Source organism: Nocardia sp. NPDC055002 (assembly GCF_053608825.1).
Genome location: NZ_JBSGWE010000004.1, coordinates 473336 through 496536, shown reverse-complemented (window position 1 = coordinate 496536; position 23201 = coordinate 473336). Strand labels below are relative to the sequence as shown.

21 protein-coding genes and 1 tRNA gene are annotated in these 23201 nt (G+C 67.1%); 5 read left to right on the top strand and 17 right to left on the bottom strand.

The window, feature by feature from the left end; translation table 11 throughout:
• Window positions 1–61: 61 nt before the first annotated feature.
• Complete coding sequence (locus tag ACWF99_RS19085; RefSeq protein ID WP_378637906.1) at window positions 62–823, top strand: lysophospholipid acyltransferase family protein; 762 nt, start codon at window positions 62–64, stop codon at window positions 821–823.
• Window positions 824–856: 33 nt separating this feature from the next.
• On the top strand, window positions 857–1378 hold the full coding sequence (locus tag ACWF99_RS19080) for an OsmC family protein (RefSeq protein WP_452537003.1): 522 nt from the start codon (window positions 857–859) through the stop codon (window positions 1376–1378).
• Window positions 1379–1428: 50 nt separating this feature from the next.
• Here the strand turns inward: ACWF99_RS19080 and ACWF99_RS19075 are convergent, their stop codons facing one another.
• Window positions 1429–2220, bottom strand: coding sequence for a helix-turn-helix domain-containing protein (locus ACWF99_RS19075; RefSeq protein WP_452537002.1), 792 nt, complete (start codon window positions 2218–2220; stop codon window positions 1429–1431).
• An 85-nt stretch (window positions 2221–2305) separates the two neighbouring features.
• On the opposite strand from ACWF99_RS19075, the gene ACWF99_RS19070 reads away from it, so the two are divergent.
• Entirely contained in the window at window positions 2306–3187 is an 882-nt protein-coding gene (locus tag ACWF99_RS19070; RefSeq protein ID WP_452537001.1) for an NAD(P)H-binding protein, read from the top strand.
• Between the two features lie 43 nt (window positions 3188–3230).
• Here the strand turns inward: ACWF99_RS19070 and ACWF99_RS19065 are convergent, their stop codons facing one another.
• Window positions 3231–3653, bottom strand: coding sequence for a hypothetical protein (locus ACWF99_RS19065; protein WP_378637916.1), 423 nt, complete (start codon window positions 3651–3653; stop codon window positions 3231–3233).
• Window positions 3654–3880: 227 nt separating this feature from the next.
• Here ACWF99_RS19065 and ACWF99_RS19060 point away from each other — a divergent pair.
• A tRNA-Gly gene (locus tag ACWF99_RS19060) sits at window positions 3881–3952 on the top strand.
• Between the two features lie 34 nt (window positions 3953–3986).
• Here ACWF99_RS19060 and ACWF99_RS19055 read toward each other — a convergent pair.
• The gene (locus ACWF99_RS19055) at window positions 3987–5417 is read right to left on the bottom strand and encodes a lipase maturation factor family protein (RefSeq protein WP_452537000.1); all 1431 of its coding nucleotides are present in this window, start codon (window positions 5415–5417) and stop codon (window positions 3987–3989) included.
• 64 nt (window positions 5418–5481) lie between these two features.
• Window positions 5482–6138 carry a histone deacetylase gene (locus ACWF99_RS19050; protein WP_452536999.1) on the bottom strand — a complete coding sequence of 219 codons (657 nt, stop codon included), beginning with the start codon at window positions 6136–6138 and terminating at the stop codon, window positions 5482–5484.
• A 102-nt stretch (window positions 6139–6240) separates the two neighbouring features.
• Between ACWF99_RS19050 and ACWF99_RS19045 the strand changes: the two genes are divergently transcribed.
• Window positions 6241–6852 (top strand): DUF6636 domain-containing protein, encoded by a 612-nt coding sequence (locus ACWF99_RS19045; protein ID WP_452536998.1) that lies wholly within the window; start codon window positions 6241–6243, stop codon window positions 6850–6852.
• Between the two features lie 46 nt (window positions 6853–6898).
• On the opposite strand, the gene ACWF99_RS19040 is transcribed toward ACWF99_RS19045, so the two are convergent.
• The 13 genes from ACWF99_RS19040 to ACWF99_RS18980 form a co-directional block, all read right to left on the bottom strand.
• A complete protein-coding gene (locus tag ACWF99_RS19040; RefSeq protein WP_452536997.1) occupies window positions 6899–9154 on the bottom strand; it encodes a heavy metal translocating P-type ATPase in 2256 nt (751 codons plus the stop codon).
• A gap of 62 nt (window positions 9155–9216) precedes the next feature.
• Window positions 9217–10155 (bottom strand): hypothetical protein, encoded by a 939-nt coding sequence (locus tag ACWF99_RS19035; RefSeq protein WP_452536996.1) that lies wholly within the window; start codon window positions 10153–10155, stop codon window positions 9217–9219.
• A gap of 19 nt (window positions 10156–10174) precedes the next feature.
• Complete coding sequence (locus tag ACWF99_RS19030) at window positions 10175–10378, bottom strand: heavy-metal-associated domain-containing protein (protein ID WP_101464960.1); 204 nt, start codon at window positions 10376–10378, stop codon at window positions 10175–10177.
• Window positions 10379–10432: 54 nt separating this feature from the next.
• Window positions 10433–11848 (bottom strand): MFS transporter, encoded by a 1416-nt coding sequence (locus ACWF99_RS19025; RefSeq protein WP_452536995.1) that lies wholly within the window; start codon window positions 11846–11848, stop codon window positions 10433–10435.
• Window positions 11849–11986: 138 nt separating this feature from the next.
• Window positions 11987–12613 (bottom strand): sterol desaturase family protein, encoded by a 627-nt coding sequence (locus ACWF99_RS19020; RefSeq protein WP_452536994.1) that lies wholly within the window; start codon window positions 12611–12613, stop codon window positions 11987–11989.
• A gap of 125 nt (window positions 12614–12738) precedes the next feature.
• Complete coding sequence (locus ACWF99_RS19015) at window positions 12739–13476, bottom strand: FadR/GntR family transcriptional regulator (protein WP_378637936.1); 738 nt, start codon at window positions 13474–13476, stop codon at window positions 12739–12741.
• Window positions 13477–13563: 87 nt separating this feature from the next.
• On the bottom strand, window positions 13564–14205 hold the full coding sequence (locus ACWF99_RS19010) for a hypothetical protein (RefSeq protein WP_452536993.1): 642 nt from the start codon (window positions 14203–14205) through the stop codon (window positions 13564–13566).
• 19 nt (window positions 14206–14224) lie between these two features.
• Entirely contained in the window at window positions 14225–15901 is a 1677-nt protein-coding gene (locus ACWF99_RS19005) for an ABC transporter family substrate-binding protein (protein WP_452536992.1), read from the bottom strand.
• Window positions 15902–15952: 51 nt separating this feature from the next.
• Window positions 15953–17629, bottom strand: coding sequence for an ABC transporter family substrate-binding protein (locus tag ACWF99_RS19000; RefSeq protein ID WP_452536991.1), 1677 nt, complete (start codon window positions 17627–17629; stop codon window positions 15953–15955).
• A 34-nt stretch (window positions 17630–17663) separates the two neighbouring features.
• Window positions 17664–19358: an ABC transporter family substrate-binding protein gene (locus ACWF99_RS18995; protein ID WP_452536990.1), complete on the bottom strand. Its 1695-nt coding sequence runs from the start codon at window positions 19356–19358 to the stop codon at window positions 17664–17666.
• Window positions 19359–19389: 31 nt separating this feature from the next.
• Window positions 19390–21234, bottom strand: coding sequence for an ABC transporter ATP-binding protein (locus ACWF99_RS18990; RefSeq protein ID WP_378637955.1), 1845 nt, complete (start codon window positions 21232–21234; stop codon window positions 19390–19392).
• The gene (locus tag ACWF99_RS18985; RefSeq protein ID WP_378637957.1) at window positions 21231–22199 is read right to left on the bottom strand and encodes an ABC transporter permease; all 969 of its coding nucleotides are present in this window, start codon (window positions 22197–22199) and stop codon (window positions 21231–21233) included. Before ACWF99_RS18985 ends, ACWF99_RS18990 begins: the two co-directional genes overlap by 4 nt.
• Entirely contained in the window at window positions 22196–23173 is a 978-nt protein-coding gene (locus ACWF99_RS18980) for an ABC transporter permease (protein WP_378661275.1), read from the bottom strand. The genes ACWF99_RS18985 and ACWF99_RS18980 overlap by 4 nt, the downstream gene beginning before the upstream one ends.
• Window positions 23174–23201 lie beyond the last annotated feature (28 nt).

Here is a 23201-nt window from a genome sequence, read left to right as displayed (position 1 = left end):
GGCCGCCCGCGCCGATGGCACCCCTGCCGATGCGGGGATCTACGACTACGCTTGCGTACTTGTGGAACCCCTCTACTTCTCGATCATCGGCGTGGCCCGAACCCTGTTCTTCCTCGAAGGTCTGAAGTTCACCGTCAAGGGGGCGGAAAACATCCCCGCCACCGGCGGCGCCGTGCTGGCGGTCAACCACACCGGCTACATGGACTTCACCTACGCGGGTCTGCCTGTGCGTACCCCCCGTCGCTACATCAGGTTCATGGCCAAGCAGGAAGTGTTCGACAACAAGATCTCCGGCCCGATCATGCGCACTCTCAAGCACATTCCGGTCGACCGCACCGCGGGCGCCGACTCCTACCAATCGGCGGTGCAGTACCTGCGCGACGGCGAGCTCGTCGGCGTGTACCCCGAGGCCACGATCAGCCGCAGCTTCGAGATCAAGGAATTCAAGTCCGGCGCGGCCCGCATGGCACTGGAGGCGGGCGTCCCGATCATCCCGATCACCATCTGGGGCGCCCAGCGCGTCTGGACCAAGGGCTTCCCCAAGCGGCTCGGCCGCACCAACACCCCCATCTCGATCGCCGTCGGTACCCCCATCCAGCCCTACGAACCCGCCGCCGACCTCACCGCCCAGCTTCGCTCCACCATGCAGGAAATGCTCGCCGACCTGCAAGAATCCTATGAGCACGAGCCCGGCGCCTACTGGGTCCCGAAACGGCTCGGTGGCAGTGCCCCTTCCCTCGAAGAGGCCACCGCCCTCGACGAAGCCGAAGCGGCCGAACGTTTCGCCCGCAAGGCAGAGAAAACGCAGGACACCGAGGGCTGACATTTCGGCCTCGGGCGGGCATACGCTCGGGAGATGACCACCGCGGCGGAGTTGAAGTCCCTGCAAGCTCCGGTGAAACAGCGCTACCGGGACGACCCGGCCGCCGCGGTCACCGCCCTGCGCGCCGCTGGTTCGTTCACCGAACCCGGCATCACCTGCACGGTGCGGACCTTCGCGGGCCCGGTCCGTGCCGGGCTGCACCGCGCCACCGGCGGTGACGGCGCCGACGCCTGCTCGGGTGACATGCTGCTCGAGGCGGTGGCGGCCTGCGCCGGGGTGACCTGCCGCAGCGTCGCCACCGCGATGGGCCTGCCGATCACGGGCGCCGACGTGGAGGCGGCAGCTTCCTTCGACGCCACCGGCACGTTGGGCATCGATCGGACCGCGGAGGTCGGGGTTTCACCGATCGCCGTGACGATCACCGTCACCACCTCGGATGCCGTCGACGAGGCCACCTTGGTCAAGCTCGGTGAACTCACCGAGCGTTATTGCGTGGTCGGTCAGAGCCTGCGACATCCGCCCACGATCAGGGTGGTGACCGCGCCCGCGTCGTGATCGCCGCCGTGCCCGTTCGGCGGTGTGGTGGATGCCCGCCGAGGGTTGACTCAGCGCGGAATCCGGCAGCGCGTCGGTGCCGGCAGCTTGCCGCGAAGGTAGGCGGCGGGTGGGACGCCCATGAGGGTGCGGAAGTCGGCGGTGAGGTGGGACTGGTCGTAGAAGCCGGTACTCGCCGCGAGGTGTGACCAGGGGGTGTCGCCCGCGTAGGCGAGGACCCGGCGCAGGCGTTGAATGCGAGCGAAATGCTTGGGGGACAGGCCGATTCCCGTGGTGAACAGGTTGCGCAGCTGGCGCTCGCTGACAGCGAGGCGTGCGGTGAGTTCGGAGAGTGCGGGGGCGTTGTCGGCGGTGAGCGCCGAGATCGCCTCGCGCAGCACGATCCGGTGCGCCCGATCGGTATCCGACTCCGAGATACTCTGCGGCAGTAGATTTCCCAGAAGGGTGATCGCGTGTGCGGTGGGCACGCCCGTCAGTTCCGTCGCGAAACCACCCAGCGGACCCGGCAATTCGTCGAGACGAACGACGCGGTCGGTGAGTTCGCCCGCGGTCACGCCGAGCAGCTGGCGGGTCACGCCCGGTTCCAGGCGCAGCCGCACGCACCCGGCGGGCTCCTCGGGTGTCGAGTAGGACGCCTTCGTCTGCGCGCCGACGACGAACGCGCCACCGCGACCGGACTTTTCGGTACGCAGGACGACCGTGGTCGTCGCGACGGGCGGATGGGCGAACGGCTGAGCGAGGTCGTCGAACAGCGGCGTGCTGGTGAGTTCGGTGAGCCACGGGCGCAACGATTCCGGTGTCGTCACGGGCGTCTCGATGTGCGCCGGGGTCAGATACTCCACGTGGTCGACTGTAGGCGGCGCGGGCCGGGATGTCCGTGCCGATTTCTCCTATATCCGCAGGCAGCCCGGCGGCCATGCTCGTTCCATGATCCTGATCACCGGTGCGACAGGCACCATCGGAAGCGACATCGTCCGACAGCTGGCAGCCGAGGGCGTCGCGGTCAGGGCGGCGACCCGCGACCCGGCGCGGGCAGGGTTCCCCGCCGGAGTCGAGGTGGTGCGGGTGGACTACCGCGATCCGGCGACGTTCGGGCCCGCCATGACGGGCGTAGAGGCCGCGTTCCTCGTCGGGATCCCCGGCCCGGACGGCACCGGCACCGATGCCGCACTGGTGGCTGCCGCGCGAAAGGCCGGTGTGCGGCGAGTGGTGAAGCTGTCCGCGGTCGGCACCGGCGACCCACGTCTCGGCGTGCCGGGTTCCTGGCATGTGCCAGGGGAGCAGGCCGTGCGTGACTCCGGCTTGGAGTGGACGATCTTGCGCCCCAACACTTTCGCGTCGAATACGTTCAGCTGGATCGAACCGCTCGGCACCGGCCACCCCGTCCCGAACCTCACCGGCGACGGCAGGCAGGCCGTAGTCGACCCACGCGATGTCTCGGCGGTCGCCGCGGCGGCGCTGCGCTCGAACGACCACCACGGCCGCATCTACACACTGACCGGCCCCGACCTGCACACCGCCCGCGACCAGGCCGACGCTCTCGCGCGGGTTCTCGACCGCCCGATTGCCGTCACCGACATCGCCGAAGCCGACGCCCGCGCGTTCATGGTCGCCGCGGGTCTTCCGCCCGCTTTCGTGGAAGGCTCACTGACCGGCCAGGCCTTCATCCGCGGCGGCCACAACGAACTCATCACCGACGACATCGAGCGCGTCCTCGGCAGACCACCTCGTGGCTACGCCGCCTGGGCCGCCGACCACCGCGCCGCCTTCGCCCCCGTCGTCGCAGGCGGCGCGTCGAAGCCGAGCTGACCGGGCGGGTCCGGTGCGTGGCGGCGCACCGGACCCCTGCGGCTCAGTTCATCGTCAGCACCCACGACCCGTTGCAGCCCCTGCGGGTGTTCATATTGCCGTCGTAGACCCAGTTGAACCTGATCGGCGGGTTCGTCCGCACATTCCAATTCCCGGACGGTGAGGTGACCACCTTGCCGTTGCGCATCAGCACACCGACCTGATCGTGGTTGAACAGCCACTTTCCGCCGCTGGTCGGGTAGTTCAACCGAACCGTCACCTGCCCGCCGGTGTGGTTCTGCACCACCAGGCACGAGTTCGGGTCGGAACGGTTGACCGCGTACTCCCCGAACCCTTCGTCCTCCACGTTCTCCCCGCTGTCGGTGTACTCCACCGGGTCGGTGAAGTCGGCGTGCGCCGGTCCGGCCCCCAACACGGTCAGCGCCGTCATCGCAACACCCGCCGCGATCATCCCCAGAGACTTCATTGCCGTTCCTCCCATGATTCACGCGGTCAGGACCGCCTGCGAAAGACCTTCCCCCGCAGCCTTTTCCGCATCCTTGTGACCTGCTTAACGGTGTCCGCCGACGCGGGTCCTCACCGCCGACCCGGGTGCTGAGTGAGCCCGGATTTCGTAGTTCGGGAGTTTCGCGCTAAAGTTCGTACTCGCACGACGAAGTCACCGGCGCTCGCCGGATCGGTTTCGGAAGGCACGCGGATGTGGCGCAGTGGTAGCGCATCACCTTGCCAAGGTGAGGGTCGCGAGTTCGAATCTCGTCATCCGCTCAACGAAAAGCCCGGCCATCGTGCCGGGCTTTTCTCATTCCCGGTGCCGGTCGAGGCGTGCGTGACTCAGCGGCGGCAGGAACTCGCCGATCAGGGTTCGGCGCCACCAGATCCGTTCGCGGAACAGTTCGGCGGGCGTACTGAAGTGGTACTCGTACAGCCGGGCGCGCACGTAGTGCGGCGGTGCGTCGGGGAAGGGGCAGCGCCGCAGCAGGCGCAGGGTATCGGGGTCGTTGTCGAGCAGCCGGATCGCCAGCGGCAGTGCCCACGATCGCGCGTAGGCCGGCGACAGCGCGGCGAACCACATCAACCAGTCCAGCCGCAGGTGATAGGGCGCCCACTGGCGTGGGCGGTACCGGGGGTCGCCCGGTTTGCCCTTGAACTCGTATTCGCGCCACACCGTGTCCGGCGTGAGGTGGGTGGCATCGGTGCCCTCGAGCACGATCTCCTGGCGAACCCGGGTGATGCTGCCGAACGCGCCATAGGTGTTGACCAGGTGCAACGGGTCGAACGAGGCGTTCATCGCCTGTTGTGCGGAGAGCAGGTTGCGCACCGGCCAGAAGCTCAGCACCACCACCATCGCGACGAAGGCGACGACGGCGCCGAGGAACCATCCGGGCGGCTCGGCCCCCGGCGGCGCGTCCGGCAGTACCGGGTACGCGCTGACGGCGGTGGTGGCCAGCAGCAGAGTCACCCAGTTCAGCCAGGCGAAATTGCCGGAGACCACCAGCCACGACTGCGTGACGATGATGATGCCCGCCGCGACGCTCGCCACCGGCTGCGGCGCGAACAGCCCGAACGGCACGATCAGCTGCGCGACATGATTGGCGGCGACCTCCACCCGGTGCAGCGGCCGGGGCAGATGGTGGAAGAACCAGCTCAGCGGACCGGGCATCGGCTGGGTCTCGTGGTGGTAGTACAGGCAGGTGAGGTCGCGCCAGCACCGATCGCCGCGCATCTTGATCAGCCCGGCCCCGAACTCCACCCGGAACAGCAGCCAGCGCGCGGCGAACAACACCAGCAGCGGCGGCGCGACGGTGTCGTTGCCGAGGAAGATCGCCAGGAACCCCGCCTCGAGCAGCAGTGATTCCCAGCCGAACGAGTACCAGGTCTGCCCCACGTTGACGATCGACAGATACAGCGACCACAGCAGCGACCACAGCGCCATGGCCGCCCACAGCGGCACCAGATCGGCGAGGCCGAGCGCGACCGCCGCCGCGAGCACCGCACCGAACCAGGCGATGCCCGCGTAGAACCGATCGGAGTAGCGCAGGTGGAACAGGCTGGGTGAACGGCGGAACGGCGTCCGGGCCAGGTATCGCGGGATGGGCAGCATCCCGCGCTCACCGAGGAGCGCGCGGAACTGCAGCGCCGCCGTCAGGAAGGCGAGGGCGTAGATCACCGCCAGGCCACGCTGGAAGATCAGCCTGCCCTGCCAGTACTCCGGTGCCGTGAACCACTCCATGCGTGTGCTCCCGGTGGTCGACGTCCCGCACCAGGGGAGTACCCGCGATCGGCGCGACGAAAATCTAGGGCGGCTCGAGTCCGGTGCCGCCGAGTAGCGCGCCGCGCAGGTCGGCTTCGGTCCAGTGCCCGGCGATTCCGGGCCGCACCCGCAGGTACTCGACGACGCGATCGGGCTCCCAGCCGTGTGATTCGCGCAGCCCGGTGCCGATCATCGTCAGATATCGGGCCGAGGGTCGTCGCAGGGCAACGGTTTCCGGGTCCCACGGTGAGGTGAAGGTGAGGACGGGAATCCCGTCGTGCGTCCCCGCGTGCACCACCGTCTCGTACCGCCCCGGCCCGAGCCGCACCGCACCGTCGGCGAGGACCGGCGCCGGATCGAAGTCGATCGCCGGGCTTCGATACATCTCCTGCGCCAGCAGGTCGCCGAACTGACCGACGGTCAGCAAGTACCCCCGGGCCGCCGCGCCGATCGGCCAGCCCGCCGCCGGGCGCGCGGCATAGAACCCGACTCCGCCCGTCCACACGGGGCTCTGCCAGGCGAAATACAGGCTTCCCGGTAGGTCGAGCGGTGCGACGGCGGCCGGCGCGGACCGGTCACGGAACCCCGGATAGGTGTGGTCGGTTCCGGGCGGGGTGCCGCCCTCGCGGTAGTAGGCGAACCGCCGCGCGTGCATGTTGGAGCCGTACGCGGCGTACCAGACGTGCTGAGCTGTCGTCACGGGCTCACCTCGGGTGGGTCACGGTTCATGAGCGAAGGAAACGAATCCGCTCCTGCTGTCGATTCTTCCTTCGAATGGGGTCGGACATCGAGGGGAGAGATCATGAGATCAGTAATCGCGGTGGCCGCGCTGGCGGTGCTCGCCGGTGGGCTCGCCGCGTGTGACGGTGCGTCCACGCAATCGCGCGTTCCGGTGACCACCCAGCCCGCGGATCAGGGCAACGCTTCGACCGTCGCGCCCGCCTCCATCGAGCCACCCACCGCGCCAGGCACCGGCCAGAGTCCGGCCGACCTGCCCACCCGCGACGACGCCACCGTCGACGCCCGCGACTACCAGCAGCGCAACAACTTCTACTTCCAGTCGCCCACCGGCAACATCCTGTGCGGCTTCGTCGAAGAGGGCACCCTCGGCGTCGGCTGCCAGCTGGCCGATACACACGTGATCCCGCCCGAACTCCCCACCTGCGACAACTCTCCGGCCCGCAAGGTCGCCGCCCACATCTACGGCGGCACAGCGGAATTCCTGTGCACCAACCAGGGCTTCTTCGTCGGCGAGCCGGTGGACGGCACCAACAAGGGCGGCGGAAAGACCCTGAACTACGGCGACACCATCATCGTCCGCGGCGCCGCCTGCACCTCCACCCAGCAGGGCGTTCGCTGCGACGCCGGCGGTCACGGCTTCTTCATCTCGGCAGACCAGCAGTACCTGTTCTGACAAGGCGAGGTCCGTAGATCCACGAACCTCGCCTCTGGCCGAGGGCCTACTGCGCGGTCGACCTGAACCGGCGCAGGCGCAGGCTGTTGCTCACCACGAAGACCGAGCTGAACGCCATAGCGGCGCCGGCCAGCATCGGGTTGAGCAGGCCCGCCATGGCCAGGGGGATGGCGGCCACGTTGTAGGCGAAGGCCCAGAACAGGTTGCCCTTGATCGTGGCCAGGGTGCGCCGCGACAGGCGGATCGCGTCGGCGGCGGCGCGGAGGTCGCCGCGGACGAGGGTGAGGTCGCTGGCCTCGATGGCGACGTCGGTGCCGGTGCCCATCGACAGGCCGAGGTCGGCCTGGGCCAGGGCGGCCGCGTCGTTGACGCCGTCACCGACCATGGCGACGACCTTGCCCTCGGCCTGCAGCCGCTTGACGGTGTCGACCTTGTCCTGCGGCAGCACCTCGGCGATGACCTCGTCGATGCCCACTTCGTCGCCGATGGTGCGGGCCGCGCGGGCATTGTCACCGGTGAGCAGGATCGGCGTCAGCCCGAGCTCGCGGAACTGCGCGATGGCCTGCGCCGAGGTCGGCTTCACCGCGTCGGCGACAACCAGCACGCCGCGCGCTCTGCCGTCCCAGCCGATCGCGACCGCGGTCTTGCCCGCCGATTCCGCTTCCGCCAGTGCGGTTTCCAGCGTCTCGTCGAGCGGCTGTGACCAGTCGGCCAGCAGTCGCGCCCGGCCGACGATCACCGCGTGACCGTCGACCACGCCCTGCACGCCGAGGCCTTCGACATTGGCGAAACCCTCCACCGGCAGCAGGGTGCCGAACTCGTCGCGTGCGCCCTTGGCGATGGCCTGCGCGATCGGGTGCTCCGACGAATCCTCCAGCGCACCAGCGAGTTCCAGTACCTTGCTGCCGAGTTCGCCCTCGGCGGGGATCACGTCGAGCAGCGTCATCTTGCCGGTGGTGACGGTGCCGGTCTTGTCCAGCACGATGGTGTCGACCTTGCGGGTCGATTCGAGCACCTCGGGTCCCTTGATCAGGATGCCCAGCTGCGCGCCGCGTCCGGTGCCGACCATCAGCGCGGTCGGGGTGGCCAGGCCGAGGGCGCAGGGGCAGGCGATGATCAGCACCGCCACGCCCGCTGTGAAGGCGGCGGCGATGGATCCGCCTGTGCCGAGCCAGAATCCGAGGGTGGCCACGGCGAGCGCGATGACGATCGGGACGAAGATGCCGGAGATCCGGTCGGCCAGCCGCTGTGCCTGCGCCTTGCCGGTCTGCGCGTCCTCGACGAGCTGTGCCATCTGGGCGAGCTGAGTGTCGGCGCCGATCCTGGTGGCGCGCACGACGAGTCGTCCGCCGACGTTCACGGTGGCGCCGGTGACGGCATCGTCGACGCCGACCTCCACGGGCACCGACTCGCCGGTGAGCATGGACGCGTCGACCGCCGACGTGCCCTCGGTGATCACGCCGTCGGTGGCGATCTTCTCGCCCGGCCGCACGATGAACTCGTCACCGACGGCCAGCTGTTCCACCGGAATTCGCGTCTCGACCCCGTCGCGAAGAACCGCGACGTCCTTCGCGCCGAGCTCGAGCAGGGCCCTCAGTGCCGCGCCCGCCCGACGCTTGGACCGGGCTTCGAAGTACCGTCCGGCCAGGATGAACGTGGTCACGCCCGCCGCGGCTTCGAGGTAGATGCTGCCGGTGCCGTCCATCCGCGCGATGGTGAACTCGAATGGGTGCTTCATTCCCGGCGTGCCCGCCGTGCCCCAGAACAGCGCGTACAGCGACCAGCCGAACGCGGCGAGCGTGCCCATCGAGACCAGGGTGTCCATGGTGGCGGTGCCGTGCTTCAGGTTGGTCCACGCGGCTTTGTGGAAGGGCAGCGCGCCCCAGATCACGACCGGTGCGGCCAGCGTGAGCGAGAGCCACTGCCAGTTGGTGAACTGCAGCGCCGGGATCATCGCCATCGCGATCACCGGCACGGTGAGCAGCGCCGACACGATCAGCCGGGTGCGCAGCGAGGCCGTCGGGTCCGCGTCGGCGACCGGCGTTTCGTCGGTCTCGGGCTTCTTCGGCGCGGGGAGTGCCGCGGTGTAGCCGGCCTGCTCGACGGTGGCGATCAGCGCCTCGGGGGAGACGTCACCGGTGAAGTCGACGCGCGCCTTCTCGGTCGCGTAGTTGACCGTGGCGGTGACCCCGTCGAGCTTGTTGAGCTTCTTCTCGATCCGGTTCGCGCAGGAAGCGCAGGTCATGCCACCGATCACCAGTTCTACCTGGCCGGTGCCCGGTGGGTGTGTCACGGCGGTCATGGGGTGCTCCTTCGTTCCTGATAGCAATTCTTGCTGAGCGATCACGGGTGAAACAGGTGGGGTCAGTGGCCGTGGCCGGGGGTGCCGTGGTCGGCGGGCGCGCTGGTCGGGGCGGGGTTGCTCGCACCGGTGGCGTTCGGCGCGGCGACCCGCACCGTGAACTCGGCGGTGCGCACCACGCCCTGGTGCTGGAAGTCGAGGAACAGGCGATAGTCGCCGGCGCTCGGTGCGTTCACGATGAAGTCGATGCCGGGTCCGGCGGGGGTGACTCCGTCGCCGGGCATGCCCTCGGGATGAACGTGCAGGTAGGCGAGGTCGGCGGCGCGCAGGGCTACCAGGTGACCGTAGGCCCCGAGGTAGGGCTGCAGGTCGGTGACCGGGGTGCCGTTGCGGCTGACCGACAGCGTCACCTTCGACGCGGTGCCGGGGGCGACCGTGCCGTTCAGCGCGACCGTGTACTCACCGACCTGCGCGGTGGCGGCGGGGGCGGGCAGTGCCTGCACGTCGTAGTTGCCCGCGACCCGCAGATCGGCGCCGAGCGTCAGGTTCGACCCACCCTCGGGGGTGAAGTCGGCGTAGACGCGGTAGTCGCCGCCCCGGCTGAGGTTCAGCGGGACTGTCCAGGTTCCGGCCGGATCGAGGACCGGGTGGACGTGCTGGAAGCCCGCCATGTCGCGTCGGACCACGATCAGGTGCAGGTCTTTGTCATGGCTGTTCACGTACTTCGTCACCGGTGCGCCGTTCGCGTCGAGGATGCGAAAACTTGTGGGCGACTGCGGTGCGGTGGTGGTGTTCGGCTTGTCCAGGGCCAGCGTGTAGCCCTGGTCGGTGGCGAGCAGCCCGCCGGGGAGATCGGTGGACGGTGCCGCCGCGGTCGAGTGCTCGCCGTGCCCGGCCGGTTCGGAAGGTTGCGGACCGACCAGGGCACCTGCGGCCAGAGCGATCCCGAAGACCGCCGCGAGGCCGAGGGTGAATCCGGCGAACTTGCCTGTTGCGTTCATCGGGATGCTCCGTATCCGTTCAGTCTGCGAGCTGGAAGCCGGCCGCGGCTACGGCGTCGGCGAGGGCGGTGCGTTCGGGCTCGGTGCCGTCGATGGTTACCGAGCCTGCGGCCAGGTCGACATCGACACCGGTGACGCCGGGTAGGGCGCCGACCTTGTCGCGGACCTTGTTGACGCAGCAGCCGCAGGTCATGCCGGTGACGGTGACAGTGGTGGTGCTCATGGAACTCTCCTCGTTTCGCTCTCAATCATTACCATACCCCCCTAGGGTACTTTGTCAAACAGTCGCGCCGACCTTGTCGGCGGCCGGGGTCCGCATCGTCGCCGCGGTGATCCCCGCGCCTGCCAGGGCGAGCACGCCCGCCCCCAGGAAGGCCGCGGAATAGCCGTCGGTCAGTGCCGAGGCGTCGCCGAGCTCGCTCGCGCCGAATGCGGCGGCCACCGCCGTCATCGCGGCCAGGCCGAGCGCCGAACCCACCTGGTAGCTGACGTTGACGATGCCCGAGGCCAGCCCGCCTTCCTCGGGTCGTGCCGCCGAGATGGCGGTGCCGAGCGAGGGGATGAAGGCCAGCGACATACCCCCTGCGGCTATCAGCGAGGCGGGCAGCACGTCGATCCAGAAGTTGCCGGTCGGCCGCACCAGCGACATCACCCCGAGGCCGAGGCCGAGCACGATCAGGCCGGTGACGATCATCGGTTTCGCACCGAAACGCTGCATCGCCTTCGGGGCGAGCACCACCATGCCGAGCATGATCAGCGTGGTCATCGGCAGTAGTGCCGCACCCGACGGGAACGCGCTGTACCCGAGCACCTGCTGCAGGTACAGGTTGAGGAAGAACCACATCGGTACCCACGCGGCGGCCAGCGCGAACTGGGCGAAGTTGGCGGCGGCCAGGTTCGGTGCGCGGAAGATGCTCAGCCGCATGAGCGGCTCGCCACGCCGGGACTGGATGGCGACGAAGCCGGCCAGCAGCGCGGCGGCCAGCGCCAGCACACCCCAGGTCTCACCCGAGGCCCAACCGACCTCCGGTGCCTGCACGATCGCGTACACCGCGGCCGCCAAACCGGCTGTCACAGTGACGGATCCGGCGATATCGATGGACCCCTTGCGCGACGGAGCGGCGGGCATCAGCAGCGGCACGGCGATCAGCGCCAGCACGGCGATCGGAATGTTGATGTAGAAAACCCAAGGCCAGCTGATGTATTCGGTGATCACGCCACCGAGGAACACGCCCGCGGTACCGCCAGCGGGCGCGGCCGCGCCATACACGGCGAGCGCCTTGGTGAGCTCCTGGGGCGAGCCGCCGAACAGCATCATCAGCAGCGTGAGTGCGGAAGGCGCGATCAGCGCCGCACCACCACCCTGGATCGCCCGACCGGCCAGCTCGACGCCGACATTGCCCGCGGCACCGGCGATGACGGAGCCGAGGCCGAGCACCACCCAGCCCGCGGCGAATACCCGGCGAGCGCCGAGTAGATCGGAGAGCCTGCCGCCGAGTAGCAGCAGACCGCCGAACGCGATCACGTAGGCGTTGAACACCCACGTCAGATTGCCCGGCGTGAATCCGAGTTCGGCCTGCATCTTGGGCAGCGCGATCCCGATGATCGAGGTGTCCATGATGACCATGAACTGCGCGGCGGCGATCACCGCCAGCGCCCACCACTTCCGGGTGGATTGCGATTGCGTAGTCACGACTTTCGTCCTTTCGAGCGGAGTGCGTCCCGTGCTCGGTACCATACCCCCCTAGGGTATTAATGTGTCAAGCAAAAACCCGGCTCGCCTGATGGTGCGAGCCGGGTCCGAGTGCTGCCCCGAGGTGATGCCTGGGATCTAGCCGGCGTGGAGGTTGCGCGCCGTGGGGGAGGTCGGTGTCGTGGCCGGGTCGGGGGCGGTGCCCAGGAGGCGGTCGGCGGTGCCGGAGGTGGTCACGGTGAACCAGTAGTGCTCGTTCTTGTAGTGGTGGTGGCGGTGGTTACGCCAAACAGCCCGGTACAGGGCGTGTTTCGGCTTGTAGTCGGTGTGGATCAGGTAGTGCGTCCACTCGTAGAGCAGGCCGAGTGTGGTGATGGTCAGCAGGAAGGTGAGGCCGAGGCTGGTGCGGGGGAAGGCGAGCAGGGCGATCGCGACCAGGGCGACGATCGTGAGCAGCAGCGACTTCGGCGGAATGAAGATCAGCGGGATGTCACGCGGGTCGACGTGGTGCTCGCGGTGTTTGCGGGCCAGCTCGCTGTCGAGGGTCAGCGGGCCGAGATGCCGTGGACGCCAGTGCAGCACGGTGACGTGGATGATCCACTCGATGAGCGGGAACGCGGCCAGAATCACCACGGGGACAAGGGCATCGGTGAGCTGCCAGTCGCCGATGGCGATGCGGGTATTCGCCGCGACCACGAAGACCGCGGCGATCATCCAGGGTGACGGATGCCGGAGGAATTCGCGGGCCGCCTCGCTCAGGGGCATGCTGCGCCGGATCGACCGTGGCGAGCCACGATCAGGGGTTCGGCGGGTTTCGGTCGCACGGGATTCTTCGGAATCGTGCGACGTCGTTGTCGGACGGTGATCGGTCATGTCATTCCTCGGGCGGATCATGCCCCGTCGAGGGCATGGATCAGGGCGGTGGTCGCCGGCCCGAGCAGTGCTCGGGCAGTGTCGGCGGCCCGTTCCGGCTCGCCCGCGGCGATCGCGGCGGCCAGGTCTCGATAGGCGACGCCATTGCCCACTTCGGCGGACATGATCGGCGCCAGCGCGGCCAGGGCGGGTTCGTAGGCGGCGCGCAGCATGGAATACATCAGCCGGAAGGCGATCGAATCGGCGAGGTCGAGGATGTGGTCCCAGAATTCGAGGGCGATTCTTTGCTGGGTGAGTGGATCCGATTCGGCGACAAGGGAATCGACGGAGTCGCCCAACAGCGCCAGGTCGCTCGCGACGCGCGGATCGTCCGCCCCTCGCGATCGAACCCGCGCGGCGGCCAGCTCGGCGATCTTCGGCCCGTTGTGCAGCCGCGCCTCGAGAATGCTGCGAGCGACCGCGGGATCGATCGAATCACCCCGAAGCAGCAGTCGCGGAAGCACTTCCAGCCCGGCGCTGCGCCGATAGTCGAGCACCGTCGTCGCCTCGCCTTGCCGAACGGCCACCAGTCCCGCCGCGGCCAACCGCTGCAACGCCTCCCGCACCGCGGGCCGCGACACCCCCAGCGCCTCGGCCAGCTGCCGCTCACTCGGCAGCGTGCTTCCCGCCGCCAGCTCCCCGCCCAGCACCTCGGCGGCGATCTGCTCGAACACATCACCGGAAACCGAGCGCTTCACCACGGGAGTCCATGCCATACCCCGATGATGCGCCCTCGGCGGTAAGAGGTCAAGTGGTCAGACCAGTTGGATCAGGAAAGAAGGGTGGCGAAGCTGCCCGGTGGTCTAGCTGGGGTCGGAGCCCCGGATGGCGGAAAGCCAGGTGAAGGTGGCGGCGGCGACCGTCGTGGTGGCGACGAACGCGCCGATTCCGCCGTTCATGACATAGATCCACAGCAGGCCGACTAGCGGAGCGCCGACCGCCTGCTGAAGGTCGAGGACCAGACGGCGGGCGATCCCGAACGTGGGCGGATCGATGGGCCGGGAGGGATTGTCCACGAGCTTGCCCGCCGGCTCGGTGGTGCGCACACGCCCCGAGGGGAAGAATCGCGTGTCCCCCTCATGAATGGATCGACCGGTCAGCTCCAGCTCGGCCGGAGTGAGCACCGACAGCGACGGCTCATAGAACACCGGCTGCCACACCATCCGATCACCACTGCTGATCTCCAGCCACGACCGGCTGACCAGCCGATACTGCTGCCGAACCCGCCTACCGCGCACAGTCCCTGTCGCAACCAGCCCCGTCGGGAAGACCCCGAAGGCAAGTCCGCCTTGATACGCGGTATAGGCGAGTACGGCGAGAGCGACCACGGCGAGCGCACTCAGCTGATCGACATCCGCGAACGGCACCCACGCGGCGATCACCGCCAGGGTGCCGCTCGTGACGAGCAGCGGATAGGTGAGTGCGCGCGCCGGGCCGTCGCTCACTTCAGGAAGACTTCCGTGCTCACTTCACGAAGCCGATCTTGGTGTAGTCGTAGGAGGCGAGGCCTGCCGCACCGAAGTTGGCGAGGGTGTCGCGGGCCGCGAGATTGCCGGGTGATTGCATCAGCGGAAGGGAATGGCCTTCCTCGAAGACCTTCCGGTCGACCTGGTTGGCCAGCTCGATCGCCTTGTTCGGATCGAGTTCGGATACGGTCTGCTCGATCAGAGCATTGAGTTCCGGCGACCCGATCCGACCATAGTTGCCCTGGATGTCGTCCGGGTTGTAGCCGTAGATCTGATTCAGGCTGCTGAGCGGGAACGGGTCACCCACCCACGACCACTGGCCCACATCGAAGTTGCCCGGATGGATGTTGTCGGTGAAGAACCCTTGGCCCGCCTTGGTTTCGATGGTCAGCTTCACGCCGATCTGAGCGAGGTTCTGCTGGATGATCTGCGCGATCTGCACCCAGACGTCCTGGTTGTACATGACATCGCGGATCTCCAGCTTGCGGCCGTCCTTCTCGCGCACCTCGCCGTTGAGTTTCCACCCGAGGGCATCGAGTTCGTTTGCCGCGGCGGCAGGATCGAAGCCGAGGCTGTTGTCCTGATAGCCCTTCTGGCCGGCCAGGTAGACGTGATTGTTCAGCGGCTTGGGTTCCGCGACCATGCCGTTCTGGATGGCGTTGGCAATGCCCTGGCGGTCGATCGCCTTCGAAATCGCGACGCGAACCCCCTGTTCCGCCACGATCGACCCGGGTGCGCCGTTGAAGGTGAAATGCGACCACTGGTTGCTCGGCGCGCGACGGATCGCGATGCCGGGGGTGCTGCGCGCGGTCTTCAACTCGTCGCGGTTGGCAAGACCGACCGCGTCGATCTCATTGTTCTGCAGGGCAGGCAACATCGCGGCGTTGTCCAGCACGCTGAAGGTGATCGTGTCGAGCTTCGGGGTTGCGCCCCACCATTTCGGATTGCGTCCGAGGACGACACGCCCCTGTGCTCGATCGACGGACTGGATGACGAACGGACCCGCCGACAGTCCCAACGCGTCGACCTGGCTCTTGTTGAAAGCCTCCGGCGTCGCGGTCGCGCTCTTGGGGTAGAGGAAGGAGTTGCCCGCGAATTGGCCACGCCAATCGGCGTAGTGCTTGCTGAAGGTGAGAATCGCCTGCCTGTCGTCGACGCCGCGTTCGACCTTCTCCACCCGGTCGAAGCCACTGTTGTTGGCGAGCAGGAAGCCTTTGTCCCTGCCGCTCAGCGCGTTGGCTTGGGACTGAATGTCTTCCCACGTGATCGGTGTGCCGTCGGACCACACCGCTTTGGGATTGATTGTGTAGGTGACCTGCTGCGGTTCGGTTCCGGTCAGCTGGATATCGGTGAAGTAGTCGGTATTGACCGAAAAATTCGCCGACGCGTCGGTGGTGAACGACCGTGGCATCACTGGACGAAGCAATGACGAGGTACCGGAGTCGTTCCCGTCGGTGTGCAGGTTGTTCCAGTTCTGCGGCAGCGCTGTGGCCGCCAGTCGCAGATTGCCACCGTCGCGAAGTTCGCTGACGTCTTTCGGATTGATGTCACTGGTCGCGCCGAGGGCCGCTTCGCCCTCGCCGGTGTTTTCTTCACCTTGGCTGCACCCGGCAGCGATCAAACTGACGATGACGAGGGGGATTGCCAGGCGGGTGGTCATCGAACGAATTCGCATGGACCGCTCCTTTCCTCAGATTTGCTGCACGAGTGCGGCACAACAGTTCGCCTACTTGACGAAGCCGATCTTGGTGTAGTCGTAGGACGCCAGGCCTGCCGCGCCGAAGTTGGCGAGGTTGTCTCGAACCGCGACATTGCCCGGGGACTGGAACAGCGGCAGCGAATGGCCCTCTTCGAAGACCTTCCGGTCGATCTGGTTGGCCAGTTCCTTGGCTTTCACCGGATCCAGTTCCGAGACGGTTTGTTCGATGAGGGCGTTGAGCTCGGGAGATCCGATGCGGCCGTAGTTGCCCTGGATGTCGTTCGGGTAGTCGCCATAGATCTGGGTCAGGCTGCTGAGCGGGAACGGATCGCCGCCCCAGAACCATTGGCCTACATCAAAATTGCCCGGCTGGAGGACATCGCTGAACAGGCCGGCCCCCGGCTTGGTCTCGATGGTCAGCTTGACGCCGATCTGGGCGAGGTTCTGCTGGATGATCTGCGCGATCTGGATATTGCTCGGGTCGTTGTACATGACATCGCGGATCTCCAGCTTGCGGCCGTCCTTCTCGCGCACCTCGCCGTTGAGCTTCCACCCGAGCGCATCGAGTTCGTTCGCCGCGGCCGCAGGATCGAAACCGAGGCTGTTGTCCTGGTAGCCGTCCTGGCCACGCAGGTAGATGTGATTGTTCAGCGGTTGGGGGTCCTGGACGAGCCCGTTCTGCATCGCGTTGACGATGCCCTGACGATCGATCGCCTTCGAGATCGCCACGCGCACGCCCTGATCGGCGAGTAGCGATCCGGATGCGCCGTTGAAGGTGAAGTGACCCCAGCTGTTTCCCGGTGCGCGGCGAATAGCGACGCCGGGAGTGCTCTGCGCCGACTTCAGTTCGTCACGGCTGCCGATTCCGACCGCGTCGATCTCGTTGTTCAGCAGCGCGGGAACGAAAGCCGAGCTGTCGAGCACACTGAAGGTGATCGTGTCCAGCTTCGGGGTCGCGCCCCACCACTTCGGATTGCGGCCGAGGACGACCCGGCTCTGCCCCCGGTCGACGGACTGGACGATGAACGGCCCCGCGGACAAGCCGAGCGCGTCGACCTGGCTGTTGTTGAATGCGTCCGGGGTCGCCGTTGCGGTCTTGGGAAACAGGAAGGAGTTGCCCGCGAATTGGCCGCGCCAGTCGGCATAGTGCTTCTTGAAGGTGATGATCGCCTGCCGATCATCGACGCCACGCTCGACCTTCTCGACCCGATCGAAGCCCGCGTTGTTGGCGATCAGGAACGCCTTGTCGTTTCCGCTGAGCGCGTTGGCCTGGGACTGAATATCCTCCCAGGTCAGCGGCGATCCATCCGACCACACCGCTTGGGGATTGATCGTGTACGTCACCTGCTGCGGCTCGGTGTTGGTCAGCTGGATATCGGTGAAGTAGTCGGTATTGACCGTGAGTTCGGCAGCGGCGTTGGTCATGAATGCCCGTGGCATCACCGGCCGCAGCAGTGCACCGGTATCGCCGTCGTTGCCGTCGTTGTGCAGGCCATTCCAGTTCTCCGGCAGGGAGGTGAGTGCCAGTCGCAGATTGCCGCCGTCACGCAGCTCGTCGACACCCTTCGGGTTGATGTCATTCGTGGTGCCGAGTGCGGCGTGGCCCTCGGCCGGGCTGTCGTCATCGGAACTGCACCCGGCAGCGATCATGCTGACGATGACGAGGGGGATTGCCAGGCGGGTGGTCAATGAACGAATCCGCATGGTCCGCTCCTTTCCTCAGTTTTCGCTGCGTGGGTTACTTCACGAAGCCGATCTTGGTGTAGTCGTACGTTGCCAATCCGGGGGAGCCGATGTTGGCGAGGGTGGTGCGGGCGCCGAAGCTGCCGTCGGACTGCATCAGGGGGAGGGAGTGACCTTCTTCGAATACCTTGCGGTCGACCTGGTTCGCGAGCTCGGTGGACTTTTGCGGATCCAGCTCGGTGAGTGTGCGTTCGATGAGCGCGTTGAGTTCAGGGGATCCGATGCGACCGAAGTTGCCTTGGAGGTCGTTCGGGTCGTAGTAGTAGATCTGGCGCAGGCTGGCGAGGGGGAAAGGGTCGCCCTGGAAGGTGAACTGCGCGGCATCGAAATCGCCGGGCTGGATGACGTCGGTGAAATAGCCTGTGGCGGGCTTGGTGTCGATGGTGAGTTCGACGCCGATGGTGGCAAGGTTCTGCTGGATGATCTGCGCGATCTGGACCCAGGTCGGGTCGTTGTACATGACGTCGCGGATGACGAGCTTGCGACCGTCCTTGGTGCGGCTGTCGCCGGTGCGGACCCAGCCGAGGGCATCGAGTTCGCGGGACGCTGCGTCCGGGTCGTAGCCGAGGCTGTTGTCCTGGTAGCCCTTTTGGCCCTGGAGGAAAACGTGGTTGTTCAGCGGCCGGGGATTCTCGACGAGTCCGTTCTGGATGGCCGAAACGATGCCCTGTCGGTCGATCGCCTTCGAGATCGCCACGCGGACAGCTGGATCGGCGAGGATCGAACCGGGCGCGCCGTTGAAGGTGATGTGGCGCCAGCGATTACCGGGGGCCCTGCGGATGACCAGGTTCTCCGTGCCGCCGACTGTCTTCACGTCGTCGATGGTGGCGAGCTGGGCGAGGTCGAGTTCGTTGTTCTGCAAAGCCTGTACCCAAGAGGTGCGGTCGAGCACGCTGTAGGTGATGGTGTCGAGGACCGGCTTGTCGCCCCACCATTTCGGGTTGCGGCCCAAGACGATTCGGCCTTGCGATCGATCGGTGTTCGTGACGACGAACGGACCAGCCGTGAGGCTGATCGCATCGACGAGGCTGGTGTTGAAGGCTTCTGGCGTACTGGTCACCGACTTGGGGTACAGAGTGCTGTTACCCGCGAACTGGCCGCGCCAGTCTGCGAAAGGGGTGCTGAAGGTGAGGACTGCCTGGCGGTCATCGGTGCCACGCTCCACCTTCTCGACGAATTCGAAGCCGTTGGTGATCGCGATCAGGTAGCGCTTGTCCCGGCCGCTGAGCGCGTTCGCCTGGGCGGCGATATCTTCCCAGGTGATGGGTGAACCGTCCGACCACACCGCACTCGGGTTGATCGAGTACGTCACTTGCATCGGGTCGGTGCTGGTCAGCGCAACATCGGTGAAATAGTCGGTGTCGACGCTGAGCTGGCCCGCCGCATCGATCTCGAAAGAGCGCGGCATCATCGGGCGCACGATCTCGGCGATCTCGGCTTCGTTTCCGTCGTTGGACAGCGTGTTCCAATTCGCCGGGTACGAGGTGGTCGCCAAGCGCAGGTTGCCGCCCTCGCGCAGCTCGTCGACACCCTTGGGGTTGACGTCGCTGGTGGACCCGATCGCATCGCTCAGCCCGGTCGCGGACTCGTCGCCACCCCCACAACCCGCCACGATCATCCCGGCAGCCACCACCACGGCAGCACATCGCAATCGAGCACTACGCCCTGCTTGCATTCGACGGGTTCTCATGGCGCCTCCTCTTTCGGCTGGACCGACGTTCTCAGCCGCTGACGACGGGTTCCGGTACGGCCGCGATGAGCGAGCGCGTGTATTCGTGCTGAGGATCGGCGAAGATCTGCTCGGCCGGACCGGATTCGACGATCTTGCCCTGCAGCATCACCGCGATGTCGTGGGCGAGGTTGCGCACCACCGACAGGTCGTGGGAGACGAACAGGTAGGACAGTCCGTGCTCGGCCTGTAGGTCGCGCAGCAGGTTGAGGACGCCGGCCTGGATCGACACGTCCAGCGACGAGACGGGTTCGTCGAGGACCAGCAGCTGGGTGTCGAGGGCCAGCGCGCGGGCGATGCTGATGCGCTGCTTCTGGCCGCCGGAGAAATCCGAGGGGTAGCGATCGGCATGCTCGGGACGTAACCCGACCTGCCGCAACAGCTCCGGCACCCGCCGGTTGACCTCTTCTCGGGACCGGCCGTCGATGCGCAGTGGCTCGGCGAGGACGTCGAAGATCGGCAGGCGCGGGTCCAGCGACGAGCTGGGGTCCTGGAAGACGATCTGCATCTTGCGGCGGATCTCGCGGGTGCGCGCCTTGGTGAGGGTGGCGACGTCGTTGCCGAGCACCTCGATGCTGCCCGACTGCGGGGGCGCCAGGTCCATGATCTGCGACAGGGTGGTCGACTTGCCCGAACCGGATTCGCCGACCAGCGCCAGGGTGCGGCCGGCGCGCACGGAGAAGCTGATGCCGTCGACCGCGCGGACCTCGCCGGTGCGGCGGCGCAGCAGCACCCCGGAGGTGAGGGGGAAGGTTTTCACCAGGTCGGTGACGCGCAGGACCACGTCGTCGTCGGTGCGGTCGGGGTGCGCCGGGGCCGGGATCTCCTTGCGGTAGGCCTCGAAGAGCTGGTGCGTGCCGACCTCGGCGGTGCGGATGCAGGCGACCGAGTGACCGGGGCTCACCTTCTCCAGCGGAGGTTCGGCGGCGGTGCAGTCGCCGATCGAGACCGGGCACCGTGGCGCGAACGAGCAACCGGGCGGCAGGGCGTGCATGGCGGGCGGGGCGCCGAGAATCGGGATCAGCGGGGTGCGCGGCGGGCCGTCCATGCGCGGGATGGAGCCGAGCAGGCCGACGGTGTACGGCATGCGCGGCGCCGCGAAAAGCTCTGCGACCGGTGCGGTTTCGACGACCTTGCCCGCGTACATCACGGCAACCCGGTCGGCGACGGTGGCCGCGATGCCCATGTCGTGGGTGATCATGATGACGCCCGCGCCGGTGATATCGCGCGCCTTGCGCAGCAGTGCGAGGATCTGGGCCTGCACCGTCACGTCGAGCGCGGTGGTCGGTTCGTCGCAGATGATCAGCGCGGGATCGTTGGCGATGGCCATGGCGATCACCACGCGCTGTCGCATACCGCCGGAGAACTCGTGCGGGAACGCCCTGGAACGGGCCCTGGCATCGGTGATGCCGACGAGCTCGAGCAGCTCGACGGCCCGCTCGCCCGCGTCCTTGCGGCTCATCTCGCCGTGCGCGAGCAGAGCTTCCGCGATCTGATCACCGATCCGGTACACCGGTGTCAGCGCGGAGAGCGGATCCTGGAAGACCATGCTGATCGAGGAACCGCGCAGCTTCGACATCTGCTTGTCGCCCAGGCCCAGCAGTTCGCGGCCGCGCAGGCGCACCGATCCTTGCACCCGTGCCTGGTCGGGCAGCAGGCCGATCACCGCGAGCGAGGACACCGACTTGCCCGAACCGGACTCGCCGACGATGGCGAGCACCTCGCCGTCGGCGACGGTGTAGTTCACCCCGCGCACCGCCTCGACGCGGCCTTCCTCGCCGGGGAACGAGACCCGCAGGTCGGTGACCTCGAGCAGGGGTGCGGTCGACGCGGTCATCGCTTCTCGGCTTTCTTCAACTCCACCTGCGCCTGGTCCTTGTGCTCGGCGACCTCCTTGCGCGACTTACGCGCACCGCGGGCACCGGGGTCGAACGCGTCACGCAGGCCGTCGCCGACCAGGTTGGCGGACAACACGATCGTGATCAGCAGGCCACCGGCGAACAGGAACAGCCACGGATAGGTGAGCGCCGATTTGGTGCCCGCCGCGATGAGTGAACCCAGCGAGACGTCCGGCGGCTGCACACCGAAACCCAGGAAGCTCAAACCGGTTTCGGCGCCGATCGCCGCGCCGACGGCCAGGGTGGTGTCGATGATCAGGATCGAGGCGATGTTCGGGACGATGTGACTGAGGATCACCGTGCGAGTCGGTGCGCCCATATACCGCGCGGCGCGGACGAATTCGCGGTCACGCAGACTCAAGGTGAGGCCGCGGACGATGCGCGCGGCGATCATCCAGCCGAAGACGCTCAGCAGCACGATCAGGATCGCGATCGATCCGGATCCCTTGGTGCGCGGCGCGAACAGCGCGATGATGATGAAACTGGGGACCACCAGCAGCAGATCGACGAACCACATGATCGCGCGGTCGGTCCAGCCGCCGAGCAGCCCGGCCACCGCACCCGCTGTCGCGGCGATGACGCTGGAACAGATCGCCACACAGAAGCCGATGATCAGTGACTTCTGTAGGCCGCGCATGGTCTGGGCGAGCACGTCCTGACCGATCTGGGTGGTGCCGAACGGGTGCTCGAGGCTCGGCGGTTTCAGCAGCGCCTTGTAGTCCATCTGCTGGTAGTCCCACGGCAGCAGTGGCGGCAGCGCGAAACTGGCGACCAGCAGTACCACCAGGATCACCGCGCCGACCACAGCGGGCTTGTTGCGCAGGAAACGGCGCCACACGAGTTTGCGACGCCCGGCGGCGGCGACCTCGGGTGCGCCGACGGCGATGAGTTCGGTTTCGGTCATGAGACACGCACCCTCGGGTCGAGCAGGGCAAGGACGACATCGGAGAGCAGGCCCGACACCAGCACCACCAGGCCGGCGAACGCCGTCACCGTCACCACGACGTACAGGTCCTGGGCATTGATCGAATCGACCAGCCATTCGCCGACACCGTGCCAGCCGAAGATCTTCTCGACGAAGGTGGCGCCGGTGATCAGGCCGCCGAGGCTGTAGGCGAACAGGGTGGCCATCGGAATCAGCGCGGTGCGCAGGCCGTGTTTGTAGAGGGCCCGATTACGGCTGAGGCCCTTGGCTCTCGCTGTTCGGATGAAGTCGCTCTGCAGTACGTCGAGCATGGCGTTGCGCTGGTAGCGGCTGTAGCCGGCCATGCCGTAGAGCGCCAGCGCCAGGGTCGGCAGTACCAGATGTTGTGCGCGGTCGACCATTTCGTTCCAGAAACCGTTGACCTGAGTGGCCGACGTCTCGCCGGTGTAGAGGAAGATCTGTGAACCGGTCATCGTATTGATCTGTAGCGCACCGTATTTCAGCAGTGTCGCCAGCAAGAAGATCGGTGTCGAGATGATCAGCAGCGACAGCACCGTCGAGAAATAGTCGCTGAACTTGTACTGCCGGATCGCCCCCGCCGCACCGATCAGCACGCCGAGCACGGTGCCGATGACGGAACCGAGAATCAGCAGCCGCAGACTCACCGCCACCCGCCTGCCCAGTTCCTCGCTCACCGGCTGCCCGGCCAGGGTGGTCCCGAAATCTCCTTGCACGACGCCGCCGAGCCAGGTGAGATAGCGCTGTGGGATCGGCTCGTCGAGATGCAGCTGGTCGGCCTTCGCGTCGATCACCGACTGCGGCGGGCGTGGGTTGCGCTGCTCGAGACTCTCGAGCGGGTTGAACGTGAGTGATGCGAGGCTGAACGTCAGAAATGATGCCAGCAGAAGGAGCACAACGTAGTTGAGTGTGCGCCGCAACAAGAAGCCGGTCATCAGTCCCCTCTGGATCGGGTAATCAGGC

What these genes read in the sequence shown, in the direction of transcription:
- ACWF99_RS19080 (WP_452537003.1), top strand. Translation starts at nt 857, where the DNA reads ATGACCACCGCGGCGGAGTTGAAGTCCCTGCAAGCTCCGGTGAAACAG.
- ACWF99_RS19070 (WP_452537001.1), top strand. Translation starts at nt 2,306, where the DNA reads ATGATCCTGATCACCGGTGCGACAGGCACCATCGGAAGCGACATCGTC.
- ACWF99_RS19065 (WP_378637916.1), bottom strand. Translation starts at nt 3,653, where the DNA reads ATGAAGTCTCTGGGGATGATCGCGGCGGGTGTTGCGATGACGGCGCTG.
- ACWF99_RS19055 (WP_452537000.1), bottom strand. Translation starts at nt 5,417, where the DNA reads ATGGAGTGGTTCACGGCACCGGAGTACTGGCAGGGCAGGCTGATCTTC.
- ACWF99_RS19045 (WP_452536998.1), top strand. Translation starts at nt 6,241, where the DNA reads ATGAGATCAGTAATCGCGGTGGCCGCGCTGGCGGTGCTCGCCGGTGGG.
- ACWF99_RS19040 (WP_452536997.1), bottom strand. Translation starts at nt 9,154, where the DNA reads ATGACCGCCGTGACACACCCACCGGGCACCGGCCAGGTAGAACTGGTG.
- ACWF99_RS19035 (WP_452536996.1), bottom strand. Translation starts at nt 10,155, where the DNA reads ATGAACGCAACAGGCAAGTTCGCCGGATTCACCCTCGGCCTCGCGGCG.
- ACWF99_RS19030 (WP_101464960.1), bottom strand. Translation starts at nt 10,378, where the DNA reads ATGAGCACCACCACTGTCACCGTCACCGGCATGACCTGCGGCTGCTGC.
- ACWF99_RS19020 (WP_452536994.1), bottom strand. Translation starts at nt 12,613, where the DNA reads ATGCCCCTGAGCGAGGCGGCCCGCGAATTCCTCCGGCATCCGTCACCC.
- ACWF99_RS19015 (WP_378637936.1), bottom strand. Translation starts at nt 13,476, where the DNA reads ATGGCATGGACTCCCGTGGTGAAGCGCTCGGTTTCCGGTGATGTGTTC.
- ACWF99_RS19005 (WP_452536992.1), bottom strand. Translation starts at nt 15,901, where the DNA reads ATGCGAATTCGTTCGATGACCACCCGCCTGGCAATCCCCCTCGTCATC.
- ACWF99_RS19000 (WP_452536991.1), bottom strand. Translation starts at nt 17,629, where the DNA reads ATGCGGATTCGTTCATTGACCACCCGCCTGGCAATCCCCCTCGTCATC.
- ACWF99_RS18995 (WP_452536990.1), bottom strand. Translation starts at nt 19,358, where the DNA reads ATGAGAACCCGTCGAATGCAAGCAGGGCGTAGTGCTCGATTGCGATGT.
- ACWF99_RS18990 (WP_378637955.1), bottom strand. Translation starts at nt 21,234, where the DNA reads ATGACCGCGTCGACCGCACCCCTGCTCGAGGTCACCGACCTGCGGGTC.
- ACWF99_RS18985 (WP_378637957.1), bottom strand. Translation starts at nt 22,199, where the DNA reads ATGACCGAAACCGAACTCATCGCCGTCGGCGCACCCGAGGTCGCCGCC.
- ACWF99_RS18980 (WP_378661275.1), bottom strand. Translation starts at nt 23,173, where the DNA reads ATGACCGGCTTCTTGTTGCGGCGCACACTCAACTACGTTGTGCTCCTT.